At 68.7% G+C, this 12,540-nt stretch carries 9 protein-coding genes; 3 read left to right on the forward strand and 6 right to left on the reverse strand.

What is annotated here, in order from left to right:
• From Y958_RS04525 to Y958_RS04545, 5 genes are all read right to left on the reverse strand, one after another.
• Positions 1–996: a hypothetical protein gene (locus Y958_RS04525; RefSeq protein WP_145727942.1), complete on the reverse strand. Its 996-nt coding sequence runs from the start codon at positions 994–996 to the stop codon at positions 1–3.
• A gap of 20 nt (positions 997–1,016) precedes the next feature.
• Positions 1,017–3,050 carry a S9 family peptidase gene (locus Y958_RS04530; protein ID WP_088871063.1) on the reverse strand — a complete coding sequence of 678 codons (2,034 nt, stop codon included), beginning with the start codon at positions 3,048–3,050 and terminating at the stop codon, positions 1,017–1,019.
• Positions 3,051–3,173: 123 nt separating this feature from the next.
• Positions 3,174–4,757: a S10 family peptidase gene (locus Y958_RS04535; protein WP_088871064.1), complete on the reverse strand. Its 1,584-nt coding sequence runs from the start codon at positions 4,755–4,757 to the stop codon at positions 3,174–3,176.
• A 249-nt stretch (positions 4,758–5,006) separates the two neighbouring features.
• Positions 5,007–6,590 (reverse strand): S10 family peptidase, encoded by a 1,584-nt coding sequence (locus tag Y958_RS04540; protein ID WP_088871065.1) that lies wholly within the window; start codon positions 6,588–6,590, stop codon positions 5,007–5,009.
• Positions 6,591–6,672: 82 nt separating this feature from the next.
• Positions 6,673–7,647: an NAD-dependent epimerase/dehydratase family protein gene (locus Y958_RS04545; RefSeq protein ID WP_088871066.1), complete on the reverse strand. Its 975-nt coding sequence runs from the start codon at positions 7,645–7,647 to the stop codon at positions 6,673–6,675.
• Positions 7,648–7,744: 97 nt separating this feature from the next.
• Between Y958_RS04545 and Y958_RS04550 the strand changes: the two genes are divergently transcribed.
• The 3 genes from Y958_RS04550 (at position 7,745) to Y958_RS04560 (ending at position 10,500) form a co-directional block, all read left to right on the forward strand.
• A complete protein-coding gene (locus Y958_RS04550) occupies positions 7,745–8,644 on the forward strand; it encodes a LysR family transcriptional regulator (RefSeq protein ID WP_088871067.1) in 900 nt (299 codons plus the stop codon).
• Between the two features lie 105 nt (positions 8,645–8,749).
• Positions 8,750–9,601, forward strand: a complete 852-nt coding sequence (locus Y958_RS04555) for a 2,4-didehydro-3-deoxy-L-rhamnonate hydrolase (protein ID WP_088871068.1) — start codon at positions 8,750–8,752, stop codon at positions 9,599–9,601.
• A 71-nt stretch (positions 9,602–9,672) separates the two neighbouring features.
• Positions 9,673–10,500, forward strand: a complete 828-nt coding sequence (locus Y958_RS04560) for an NAD-dependent epimerase/dehydratase family protein (RefSeq protein ID WP_088871069.1) — start codon at positions 9,673–9,675, stop codon at positions 10,498–10,500.
• Positions 10,501–10,504: 4 nt separating this feature from the next.
• Here the strand turns inward: Y958_RS04560 and Y958_RS04565 are convergent, their stop codons facing one another.
• Positions 10,505–12,535, reverse strand: coding sequence for a M13 family metallopeptidase (locus tag Y958_RS04565; RefSeq protein ID WP_186291260.1), 2,031 nt, complete (start codon positions 12,533–12,535; stop codon positions 10,505–10,507).
• Positions 12,536–12,540: the final 5 nt, after the last annotated feature.

Below are 12,540 nucleotides of genomic sequence, written 5' to 3' on the forward strand. Positions count from 1 at the left end.
TTATTTCGCCGCGGGTGTCCCGCCGTCCGGGGCGAGGACGCTGGTCTTGAGGCTGTCCAGCATGTGGGTGGCGATGGTGGCGCGCTGCAGGCTGCCGACCGCGTCCGGGGCGACGGAATAGAGCCCTTCCAGGTAGGCCTTGTCCGCCGGGCTCAGTGTCCGGACCCGTTGTGCCGATGGGCAGGCGTCGGTGAACAGGCTTAGGATGCTGGGCAGGGGGTTGCACTGGCCCACGGCGCTGGCGGGCTGGGCCAGAACCAGCATGGCCAGATAGTCGGCCAGGCTGCCGAATGTCTCCCCCTCGATCTTGGTGGTGTCCACGATGACGACGATATTGTCGAAGACGCTCGTCATGTCGTGGGAAAGCCGGCTGCCGCCGTTGCCGTGGAACTGGTCTTTCAGGGGATCGTTCGGGCCCGGGACGTAATAGGGATCGTCCACCACCGTGGTGGCGCCGTCGCGCACGGCCGTCACGTACCATGCCTGGATGGCCTGGGTGACCTTGCTCACGGTTTTGGTCTGGTTGACGAAGTGATAGCCCAGCAGGAATGAGCGTTTGTCCGCGACGGCGTCCATCACGGCCTGGGGCGCGTCGGAGAAGATGATCTCGATATCACGCTTGCAGCCGTCCCGCGTCGGCGCGCCCACTTGGCCCGCCACGGTCTTGATGCGGGTGGTGAGGAAGGCGGCCACGTCGGCCGGCACATTGATCGCCTGCGGACAGACGGGACGTTCCCACCGGGTCAGCTGGTTCAACCGAGGGGAGGGGTGGCCGTGGTCCTGAACGAAACCTTCCGTCGCCCGCGTCAGCGTCTCGACGGTGAAGCGGTTTCCGGTAATGGTGACGGTGGGTGGGCTGTCGGTGGCGGCCGGCGTGTCGGCGGCGGTTTGCGCCGCCGCCAGCAGGGATAGGGCCGGCAGGGACAGGAAAAGAAGCAGGGCCGCCGCCATGCCTACCCGATGTGCCCGTGCCCGCCCCGCCGTCATACCCATCATTCCCCTTGTTCCGTTACACGCTATTTGGCCGCCAGCGCCGCCTGCAGCCCCGGCGTGAACTGCGCCCCGTCGGGCACGGTGATGCTGGAGCCCTTGAAGGCGGCGCCGAAGGGCTCCGCCCGGCCGCCCAGGCAGGCGCCCAGGAACTGTTCGGCGGCGGCGTTGAAGGCGATGCTGTTCTCCGGCCGGGCGAAGCCGTGGCCCTCGTCGGGGAACAGGATGTAGGTGACGGGGATGTTCTTCTCCTTCATCGCCTTCACGATCTGGTCCGACTCCGCCTGGTTGACGCGGGGGTCGTTGGCGCCCTGGCCGATCAGCAGCGGCTTTTTGATATCCGCCGCCTTGAACAGGGGGGAAGCGTCGTGCAGCAGCTGGCGGCCGTCCTCCGTCGTCGGGTCGCCCATGCGCTTGTAGAACTGCTGCTTGCCCGCCTCCCAATAGGGCGGGATGGTCTTCAGCAGGGTGGCCAGGTTGCTGGGGCCGACGATGTCCACGCCGCAGGCGAAGGCGTCGGGGGTGAAGGTCAGGCCGGCCAGGGTGGCATAGCCGCCGTAGGACCCGCCCATGATGGCCACCTTGTCCTTGGTGGTGATGCCCTGCTTGACGGCCCAGTCGACGGCGTCGATCAGGTCGTCATGCATCTTGCGGCCCCATTGCAGGTTGCCGGCGGTGATGAAGTTCTTCCCGAAGCCGGTGGAGCCGCGATAGTTGACCGACAGCACGGCATAGCCCCGGTTGGCCAGCCACTGGTGATAGCCGTTGTAGCCGTAACCGTCGCGCGCCCAGGGGCCGCCATGGACGAACAGCACCATGGGCAGGGGCTGGTCGGGATGCCCATCGCCCTTGCCGTCGGCGCCCGCCGGCAGGGTGAGGTAGGACACCAGCGTCAGACCGTCGCGCGCCTTGATCTCCACCGGGTGCATGGCGGCCAGGTCGGCGCCCTCCAGCTCCGGCCGGTTCACGAACAGCTTGGTCAGGGTATGGGCCTTGCGGTCGAAGCGGTATGTCGCCGCCGGCGCCGTGACCGGATCTACCACCACGGTCCAGGCGCCGTCGTCGTCGGTGCGGCTGGTGACGTGTATATCGCCCTTCAGCTGGGTCTTCAGGAAGTCCAACTCCGCGCCGATCTTGGGATCCAGCGCCGTCCATTCCGTGCGCAGGTAATCGACGCCATAGGCCTGGACCACCCCCGTCTTGGGATCGGCCAGGATGTCGCCCACATCGGCCTTGTCGCTCTGGCCCACCACCCGTGTGGCGCCGGTGGCGGCGTCCTGGGCGATCAGGGCGGCGGTGTCGCGGCCGCGGCTGTCGATCCAGTACAGCGTCTTGCCGTCCTCGGTATAGCCCAGGGGGTTGGTGGTCAGGCTGTCATCCAGCCCGACCGCACCCAGCGGCTGGGCTTCAACCTTATTGTCAGCCACGCGGAAGAAGTCGGTTCCGCCGTCGGGCCGCGACTTGGCCGCCAGGCGCAGCTTCAGGGACTCGTCCGCGACGAAGCCGGCATAGCCCTCGTTCTTGAACACCAGGGTCAGTTTGCCCTTGGCCAAGTCCAGGCTGTAGACGTCGAACCATTTGGGATCGCGGTTGTTCAGGCCAACCAGGATGCGGTCCTTGATGTGATGGCTGGTGCCGATGATGTCGACGCGCGTCTTTTCCTGCGGCGTCAGGGTGCGCTGCTCGCCCGTGGCGACGTTGACGCCGTACAACACGAAATTCTCGTCCCCGCCCTTGTCGTTGACGAACAGGATCATCTTACCGTCGGGGGACCAGAAATGCTGGCGGATGGGGCGGGTCTTCTCCGCTGTCAGGGCTTTGGCCTTGGTGGGGTCGCTGGCGGGGGCCACCCAGATGTTCAGCACGCCGTCGCGCGGCGCGATCCACGACAGCCACTTGCCGTCGGGGCTCAGCTTGCCTTGGGTGCGGCTGGGGTTGCCGAAGAATTTGGCGCGCTCGATCAGGGGGGCGGCCGGGCTGGTGGCCGGCGGGGGCGGGGCCGCCGCCGTGAGAGAGGTCGTGCCCAGGATCACGGTCAACGCCAGAACGGCAGCGCGCATCGCTTACCCCATCGTTGTTGGCCGCCGGCATCCCGGGGGACGCCGGCGGCGGAATGGACCGAAGATGGGGCCAAGCCCATCACCGGGCAAGTGCCTGTTGGACCAGGGTAAAGCGGTCCGCTCTTATGCGCCGCCCGAGGTAGCCTTATCGTAGAAGGCGTCCAGGTCGACGACCAGCTGCTTCAGGGCGTCCGGGTTCAGGTAGATCATGTGCCCGGACGGATAGTACTTGAACGTCACGTTCTTCCGCTGCGCCGGTTCCAGTGCCATGTGGTTGATGTCGTACTCCGTGTTGAAGAACGGCGTCGCCATGTCGTAATAGCCGTTCAGCGACAGCAGTTGCAGGTGCGGGTTCTGGCGCATGGCCAGGCTGAGGTCCAAGGCCACGTCCGGCACCTCCAGCTTGCCGACGTTCGGCACCTTGTGGTGCCAATCCCACTGCTCGTTGGCGTCGTCGGACCCGGCGCGATACTCCAGGTCCGTCTTATAGCCCAGGTCGCCGGCCAGGTAGGCGCGCAGGCTGGAGATGAAGGCGCTGTTGATGGCGCTGTCGGACGGGTCGTACTCCGGTCCCTCGCCGGCGGCATCCGTGTCCACGCCCAGGAAGCGGCTGTCGAAGCGGCCCACCGTCTGCCGCTTGTCGCGCAGCAGCTCCTTCTGAAAGCGGAACAGGTCGATGCGCAGCTTGGCCCGCTTCAGGTACTCCGCGGACAGGCCGGTGAAGGTGGCCAGCTGCTTGGCCACCGCATCCTCTTCCTCCGCCGATATGGTCTGGCCCTTGGCCAGCGCGGCGGCATAGGGGCCGCGCGCGAAGACACGCGCCTGCTGCACGAAGGCGGCCAGGTCGGCCGGCTTGTTGGGGATGCGGTTGTGGTACCAGGCGGTGGCGGCGTAGCTGGGCAGGAAGGCGATGTAGCCCTCGTCATAGCCCGGCTGCAGGATGCCGTAATTCAGGATGGACGACAGCAGGATGACGCCGTTCAGGTCCATGCCGTCCTGCTGCAGCCGGTTGGACAGGGCCGCCGACCGCGTGGTGCCGTAGGACTCCCCGAACAGGAATTTGGGGGAGTTCCAGCGGTTGTTGAGGCTGACATAGCGGCTGATGGCGCGGGCGAAGCCGTCCACGTCCTGGTCCACGCCCCAGAAGTCCTTGCCCTTGGCCTCGCCCAGGGGGCGGGAATAGCCGGTACCGATGGCGTCGATGAACACCAGATCGGTCTTGTCCAGCAGGCTGTCGTCGTTGGCGGCGAAGTTGTAGGGCGCCGGGGCGTTGCTGTCCGGGCTGGCCGTGCGCACGCGGATGGGCCCGAAGGAGCCCATGTGCAGCCACAGGCTGGCCGAGCCGGGGCCGCCGTTATAGAGGAAGGTCACCGGCCGCTTGGCCGCCGGCGCGCCCTCGGCCGTGTAGGCGACGTAGAAGACGCTGGCCGTGGGCTTGCCGTCATTGTCGCGGATGGTCAGGGTGCCGGCCGTCGCCTGATAGCGGATGCTCTTGCCCTTGATGGTGACGGTGTGCGACGTGGTCTTGGCCGTCTCGGTCACGGGTGCGCGGGCGGTGGCCGCCTCGATCTGTTCCGCCACCTTGCCCTTGGGCGTGTCGTCGTCGCCGCCCTTGTCCTTCTTGTCGTCCGGCCCATTTGCAGCCCACCCGGCCACGGCGACGGAAGTTAGCAGCACCGCCGTCAACGCCACGATCGTCTTACGCATCCCCAGCTCCCTGTTGCGGGTTGTCATCAAATTGTTTGATGTTTGATGACAAGCCCGCTGTCCAGCCCATTGCGCTGGGGAGCGACATCGTGACCTTATTTTAGTGTTCCCTCATGCGCCGGGCGCCAGCATCCGCTGGCTTGGCTTCCTCGCTGCGCCCTGCGGTGCTCGCTCCGGCGCCCGCAGTCGCGGGCTACCAGCGGCATGGCTCCCATGCCGCTGGCTGGTCCCGGCGCCTCTTGGGAAGCCTTACGGCGCGGCCGGCGCCGCCTTGTCGTAGAAGGCGTCCAGGTCGGCCACCATCTGCTTCAAGGCGTCGGGATTCAGGTAGACCATGTGGCCGGAGGGGTAGTACTTGAAGGTCACGTTTCGGCGCTGGGCCGGTTCCAGCTGCATGTGGCCGATGTCGTATTCGGTGCCGAAGAACGGGGTGGCCATGTCGTACCAGCCATTCAGCGACAGCAGCTGCAGGTGCGGGTTCTGGCGCATGGCCTGCGCCAGGTCCAGGGCCACGTCCGGCATTTCCATCCGCCGGTTCTCGATCTTGTGGTGCCAGTCCCACTGGCCGATGGCGCCGTCGGCGCTGCGGCGGTAGTCCAGGTCGGTCTTGTAGCCCAGGTCACCGCTGATGTAGGCGCGCTGGCTGGAGATGAAGGCGCTGGTGACCGCGTTGGAGGAGGCGTCGTACTCCGGTCCCTCGCCGGCGGAATCGATGTCCACGCCCAGGAAGCGGCTGTCCAGGCGGCCCACCGTCTTGGCCTCGTCACGCAGCAGTTCCTTGCGGAAGCGCTGCAGGCTGACGCGCAGCTTGGCCTGCTTCAGGAAGGGGACCGGCAGGCCGGTGTAGGCCGACAACTGCTTGGCGACAGCGTCCTCTTCCTCCGGGGTGATGTCCTGGCCCTTGGCCAGCGCCACGGTGTAGGGGCCGCGCGCGTAGTCCCGCACCTTTTGCAGGAAGGCGGCCAGGTCGGCGGGCTTGTTGGCGATGCGGTTGTGGTACCAGGCGGTGGCGGCGTAGCTGGGCAGGTAGGAGATGAAGATGTTGTCGAAGCCCGGCTGGCGGATGCCGTAGTTCAGGATGGACGACAGCAGCACGACGCCGTTCAGGTCCATGCCGTCCTGCTGCAGCCGGTTGGCCAGGGCGGACGAGCGGGTGGTGCCGTAGGACTCGCCGAACAGGAATTTGGGCGAGTTCCAACGGTTGTTGATGGTGACGTAGCGGTTGATGGCGCGGGCGAAGGCATCCACGTCCTGGTCCACGCCCCAGAAGTCCTTGTCCTTGGCGTCGCCCAGCGGGCGGGAATAGCCGGTGCCGACGGCATCGATGAAGACCAGGTCGGTCTTGTCCAGGATGCTGTCCTCATTGGCGGAATAGACATAGGGCGCCGGCGGCGTGTTGTCCGGCGCGCTGGTGCGCACGCGCACCGGCCCCAGCCCCATGTGCATCCACAGGCTGGCCGAGCCTGGGCCGCCGTTGTAGAGGAAGGTCACGGGCCGCTTGGTCGCCGGCGCGCCCTCGGCGGTGTAGGCGACATAAAACACGCTGGCCGTGGGCTTGCCGTTGTCGTCCCGGATGGTCAGGGTGCCGGCGGTCGCCTGGTAGCGGATGCTCTTGCCACGGATGGTGACGCTGTGGGCGCTGCTCTTGGCCGTTTCGGCAATGGGGGCGCGGGCGGTGGCGGCGTCAATCTGCTCCGCGATCTTGTTCGCCTTGGACCCGTCCTCGCCGCCTTTGTCCTTCTTGTCCTCGGCCCAGCCTTGGGTCGCTGCGCCGGTCATCAGCACGGCGGCCAGCGCCGCCGTTGCCCATTTCGCTCCAGCCATCTTTTTCATTCCCTGCTCCTGCCCATGGATTTTGTATCCAATAAAAATTTGATGGTGGAAGCAGGTACGTTTGTCCAGCCCGGACCCTGCGTCAGGCCGGCAGGCAACCCGCGTCCGTCAGCGTGGTGGCCACCGCCTGGTCCAGCGGCGTGTGCGGTTCCGACCCGAGGAAGGCCTTGAGCTTGGCGTTCTCCAGCCGCACCGGCCGCTGCCACAGATAGCGCATCTCGCGTAGCTCGCGGAACATGGTGACGAAGGGCGACGCCAGGGTCACCAGCCACCAGGGGAAGGTGGTGATCGTCGGCTGCCTTCCGCCCCGTGCCACCACCACGCGCTGGATGGCGCGGGCCATGTCCACGCCCCGCTCCAGCCAGTGGCCGCCGAAGTGGAAGGTCTCGAACGCGGCCAGCTCGCTTTCCCGCGCCAGCAGGCGGGCCACCGTTTCCGCCACGTCGGGCAGGTAGGCCCAGGCGTGGCCGACCGCATGCGGCCCGGGGTAGGAAATGGAGGTCACCGCCTTGCCCGGTTTCACCAGCCCCTGGCCGAACCAGTTGTTGCCGGCGTGGGGCCCGAAGAAGTCGCCACAGCGCAGGATCAGGACGCGGGCACCCTCGGTCGATGCCTGGCGCAGCCGCCGCTCCATGGCCACGCGGATGCCGCCCTTCACCGTGACGGGGTTCTGCGGCGACTCCTCGGTCAGGTCGGGCTGGGCGTCGGGGCCGTAGTTGTACACCGTGCCCGGCAGGACGATGCGGGCGCCCACGGCCTTGGCGGCGGCGATGGTGTTGTCCATCATGGGCAGCACCAGCTTGTCCCAGTCCTTGTAGCCCGGCGGGTTCACGGCATGGACGATGACATCGGCGCCGGCGGCGGCCCGGGCCACGTCGGCGGCGTTCATGGCGTCGCCCTGGATCCACTGGGCGGTGGCCAGGTCGGCGCGGCTGCCCCGTCCCCTGGCCAGAGCCTTCACCGTCCACCCATCGGCCAGCAAGCGGGCCGCCACGGCACCACCCACCCCACCCTTGGCCCCGACCACCAGGACCGTCTTGCCGTTCGTCTTCGCCATCTTTTCCTCCGTCGGCGTCATTGCGATGCCGGGAAGGTGACGGGTCGAGGTGTTAAACGGAATTGCGTAATGACGTTGAATAGATATACATAAATTTATGACTAAGCAGGAACCCGGCTGGGAACTCTACCGCTCCTTCCTGGCGGTGCTGCGCGAGGGCAGCCTGTCGGCGGCGGGGCGCGCGCTGGGGCTGACCCAGCCCAGCGTGGGCCGCCATGTGGAGGAGCTGGAGCGCGCGCTGGGCGCCACCCTGTTCACCCGCTCCCCCCAGGGACTGACGCCGACCGAAACGGCACTGGAGCTTCGCGCCCATGCCGAGGTGATGGCCGCCGCCGCGGCCGCCCTGCTGCGCGCAGCGTCGGGCCCGGCCGATGAGGTGGCGGGCAGCGTGCGCGTCACGGCCAGCGTGGTGGTGGGGGTGGAGGTGCTGCCCCCCATTCTGGCCGCCTTTCGCCGCGACCATCCCAAGGTGGCGATTGAGCTGTCCCTGTCCAACGAGACGGAGGACCTGCTGCGGCGCGACGCCGACATTGCCGTCCGCATGGTGCGCCCCACGCAGGGGGCGCTGGTGGCCCGGCACCTGGGCGTCATCGCGCTGGGGCTTCACGCGCACCGCCGTTATCTGGAAACGCACGGCACCCCGGCCAGCTGGGACGATCTGGCCAACCACAGCCTGATCGGTTTCGATACCGAAACGGCTGTCATCCGCAGCCTGCGCGCCCGGGGGCGGTATTTCGGCCGTGAGCATTTCGCCTTCCGCGCCGACAGCGACGTGGCCCAGCTGGCCGCCATCCGCGCCGGTTTCGGCATCGGCATTTGCCAGGTGGGGCTGGGGCGCCGCGATCCTGACCTGGTGCACCTGCTGCCCGGCACCCTGGGCTTCGACCTCGATACCTGGTTGGTCATGCATCCGGACCTGAAGTCCAGCCGGCGCGTGCGTCTGCTGTACGATCATCTGGCGCTGGGTTTGGCGGATTATATCCGCAACGGCCAGTAACGCGGGGGGCGCCATGAAAGGATCGGCATTGCCAGCGGTGTCAGATTGGAAGAAAACTGCGACCGCTAACAGAGCGCCTTTCTAATCAGGGACAGGACTTTCCCCATGAAGCTGCTGCGTTACGGCCCGGTGGGCCAGGAGAAACCCGGCCTGCTGGATGCCGCCGGCCAGATCCGCGACCTCTCGGGCCATGTGGCCGACATCGGCCCCGCCCAGCTGTCGGCCGAGGGCTTGGCCGCCCTGGCGGCGCTGGACATCGCCAGCCTGCCCGTCGTGTCCGGCAGCCCGCGCCTGGGCGTGCCCTACACCGGGACGCCCAAGTTCCTGGCCGTGGGCCTGAACTACGCCGACCATGCCGCCGAATCCAACCTGCCCCTGCCCAAGGAGCCGGTGCTGTTCACCAAGGCCATCAGCTGCCTGAACGGCCCCAATGACGACGTCATGCTGCCCCAGGACAGCGTGAAGAGCGATTGGGAGGTGGAACTGGGCATCGTCATCGGCAAGACCGCCCGCTATGTCGACGAGGCCGACGCGCTCAGCCACGTCGCCGGCTATGTCCTGGTCAACGACGTGTCGGAGCGTGAGTACCAGATCGAGCGGGGCGGCACCTGGGACAAGGGCAAGGGCTGCGACACCTTCGGCCCCGTCGGCCCCTGGCTGGTGACGGCCGATGAGATCGCCGATCCGCAGAACATCGACCTGTGGCTGGACGTGAACGGCGCCCGCCGCCAGACCGGCAACACCGGCACCATGATCTTCGGCGTGGCGACGCTGGTCAGCTACATCAGCCGCTTCGTCACCCTGCAGCCGGGCGACCTGATCACCACCGGCACCCCGCCGGGCGTGGGCATGGGCGTGAAGCCGGAGCCGGTGTTCCTGAAGGCTGGCGACGTCATGCGCCTGGGTTCCGACCTGCTGGGCACGCAGCAACAGACGGTCATCGCCTGGCGGCGCTGAGCGCGTCCGGCACAATTGGTGTAAAAGCGGGGGACGGGGAAACCTGTCCCCCGCTTTGCTGTGAGGGGCCCATGCGCATCCTGGTCACAGGTTCCTCCGGCCCGCTGGGCGCCGCCGTCGTGCGCCAGGGGCAGGCGCACGGTTGGGCGGTGACGGGGCTGGACATCCGGGCGGGCGCCACCACACACATCCAGGCCGACGTGGCGGATGCCGACGTGCTGGCACGGGCGGTGGAGGGCCAGGACGCCGTCATCCACGTCGCGGCGCTGCACGCGCCCCAGGTGGGGCGGCTGCCGGACGCCGACTTCCACCGGGTGAACGTCCAGGCGACGGCGACGCTGCTGCGCCTGGCGGCCGAGGCCGGGGTGGGGCGCGTCGTCTACACCTCCACCACCTCCCTCTACGGTCATAGCTTGGTGCCGCCGCCGGGCGGCCTGGTCTGGGTGGATGAGCAGGCGCCCGTTCGGCCGCGCGACATCTATGACGAGACCAAGCGGGCGGCTGAGGATCTGTGCGCGCAGGCCAGTCCCCGCTTCGCCCGGGGCCTGGCGATCCTGCGCATCGCCCGCTGTTTCCGCGAGGCCGCGCCGGTGCGTGCCGCCCATCGCCTGCACCGGGGGCTCAGCATGGCCGACGCGGCGGCGGCCCATGTGCACGCGGCGGCGGGCACCGTCCCCGGCACCTTCCTCATCTCCGCCCTGACGCCTTTCCGGCGGGAGGATGCCGGGGCGCTGGCGACGGATGCGGCGGGCCTGATCCGCGCCCGCCTGCCCCGGGTGGCGGCCCTGTTCGACCGCCGGGGCTGGCCGCTGCCGGCGCGGCTGGACCGGGTGTACGACGCCGGCCGCGCCGCCACCGTGCTGGGCTTCCGCCCGCGCTTCGATTTCTCGCGGCTGTGAGCGCCTACCAGATCCGCACCCTGTCTTCCGGCCGCAGATACAAGGGGGCGCCCGGCCCCACGCCAAAGGCCTGGTACCAGCCGTCGAGGTTGCGCACGGCCTGGTTCACGCGGCAGGCGTCCGGGGTGTGGGGATCGTTGGCGACGTCGTTGCGCAAGGCTTCCGGCCGGCGCTTGCTCCGGCGCAGCTGCGCGAACCCCAGGAAGAAGCGCTGGTCACCCGTCAGGCCGTTGACCACGGGTGCCTCCCCCTCCGCCAGGGCGGCGTGGTAGGCCTCAAAGGCCAGCTGCAGGCCGCCCACGTCCGCCAGGTTTTCCCCCAGGGTCAGGCGGCCATTGACTGTCAGTCCGGGCGCCACCTGGCAGGCACCGTAAAGGCTGACCAGGCGGTCGGCCAGCGCCGTGAAGCGGGCGGTATCCGCCTTGGTCCACCAATCCCGGGCATGACCGGCCGCGTCGAACAGGCGGCCCTGGTCGTCGAAGGCATGGGTCAGCTCATGCCCGATGATGGCCCCGATGCCACCGTAAATGACCGCGAGGTCGGCCTTGGCGTCAAAGGCGGGCGGCTGCAGCAGGGCGGCGGTGAACACCACCGTCATGGCCGCGCCGTCGTTGTAGGCGTTCACCGTCTGCGGTGTGATGGCCCATGCCTGCGGGTCCACCGGCTGTGCCAACCGGCGCCGGTCCTGCTCCCAGGTGAAGGCCGTGGCCCGCACCACATCGCCGTACAGGTCGTCCCTGCGCATGACCAGACCGTCGTACCGGTCGCCCGTGGCCGGCGCGCCGATCAGGACGCGGTAGGCGTCCACCTTGCGCGTCGCCTCGGCCTTGGCTTGCCCCGACATCCAGGCGGAGGCGGCGATGCGCTCCTTCACCGTGGCCTTGATCCGGTTGACCAGCGCGGCCAGCGTCGCCTGCGCCGCGTGATCGAACCAGCGCGCGGTGTAAAGCCGCCCCACCGCGTCGCCCAGGGCGCCCCGGCTGTGGGCCATGTCCTTCCAGCCGCCGCCCGACACCTGGGCCAAGGCCTGGCGCCAGCGGGGCGGCGGTGCCTTCTTGCCCTCCACCGTACGGCCATGCAGGTCGAACCAGGCGTCGGCATACTCCTTGGCCAGGAACGGCGCCGCGTTGTCCACCAGATGGAAGGCGGCCCAGGCGCGCAGCACCGGCAGGGGCGTGACGGCGAACAGGTGTGCCAGGACCGGCACGGCGGTCCGCTCGACCACCACGATGCGATCCACGCCGGCCAGGCCGGCAGCCGCGAGATACGCCGTCCAGGGGAAGCCGGGCGCCATGCGTGCCAGCTGCGCCGGCGCCATGGGGTTGTAGATGGCACGTTCGTCCCGCTGTTGCGCCGGGGTCCAGCTGGCGGCGGCGATCTTCGTTTCCAGCGCCAGGACGTCCTCGGCCCGCGAATCCGCCTGCGGCCACTCCGCCAGGGTCAGCAGCCGCGCGATGTAGGCGCGATAGGCCTCGCGCCGGGGCGCGTTGCCAGCCTCCATGTAAAAGGCCCGGTCCAGGCCACCCAGCCCGCCCTGGCCCAGGTACAGGGCATGGCGCGTGGCGTCGCGGCTGTCCCGATCCACCGACAGCTGGAACCACGAACCGTGCAAGCTGGCGTTGGCCTGGCCCATCACCTCCGCCAGCGCCGGGCGGGTGGCGGCCAGGCGCAGCCGCATCAGGTCTGGGCGCAGGGGGCGCCCGCCCAGCGATTGCACCCGCGCCTCATCCATGAAGGCGGCATAGTAGGCGCCCACCTGCGCCGTCTCGCCGTCCGCCGACGCCCCCGCCTGGGCGGCGCCCTCCAGCAGCTCGTGCACCCGGGCTTCGGCGGTTTCGGTCAGCTGGGTGGCGGTGGAATAGCCGGGGCGGTCCGGCGGTATGGCCACCTCATCCAGCCAGCCGCCATTGGCGTGGCGGAAGAAATCCTGCCCCGGGTCGACCTCGGGCGCGCCGCCCGGCCAGGGCGACGGACGGGCGACTGTCTCCGCGGGCATCGCCATGACCAGGCAGAGGACAACAACGGGAAGGCGCATCGGCT

Source organism: Nitrospirillum viridazoti CBAmc (assembly GCF_000730165.1).
GTDB classification, from domain to species: domain Bacteria; phylum Pseudomonadota; class Alphaproteobacteria; order Azospirillales; family Azospirillaceae; genus Nitrospirillum; species Nitrospirillum viridazoti.

Excerpts from the sequence above, each read along its gene's own strand:
- Y958_RS04535 (WP_088871064.1), bottom strand. The coding sequence starts at position 4,757 with ATGCGTAAGACGATCGTGGCGTTGACGGCGGTGCTGCTAACTTCCGTC.
- Y958_RS04555 (WP_088871068.1), top strand. The coding sequence starts at position 8,750 with ATGAAGCTGCTGCGTTACGGCCCGGTGGGCCAGGAGAAACCCGGCCTG.
- Y958_RS04550 (WP_088871067.1), top strand. The coding sequence starts at position 7,745 with ATGACTAAGCAGGAACCCGGCTGGGAACTCTACCGCTCCTTCCTGGCG.
- Y958_RS04525 (WP_145727942.1), bottom strand. The coding sequence starts at position 996 with ATGATGGGTATGACGGCGGGGCGGGCACGGGCACATCGGGTAGGCATG.
- Y958_RS04540 (WP_088871065.1), bottom strand. The coding sequence starts at position 6,590 with ATGAAAAAGATGGCTGGAGCGAAATGGGCAACGGCGGCGCTGGCCGCC.
- Y958_RS04565 (WP_186291260.1), bottom strand. The coding sequence starts at position 12,535 with ATGCGCCTTCCCGTTGTTGTCCTCTGCCTGGTCATGGCGATGCCCGCG.
- Y958_RS04545 (WP_088871066.1), bottom strand. The coding sequence starts at position 7,647 with ATGGCGAAGACGAACGGCAAGACGGTCCTGGTGGTCGGGGCCAAGGGT.
- Y958_RS04530 (WP_088871063.1), bottom strand. The coding sequence starts at position 3,050 with ATGCGCGCTGCCGTTCTGGCGTTGACCGTGATCCTGGGCACGACCTCT.
- Y958_RS04560 (WP_088871069.1), top strand. The coding sequence starts at position 9,673 with ATGCGCATCCTGGTCACAGGTTCCTCCGGCCCGCTGGGCGCCGCCGTC.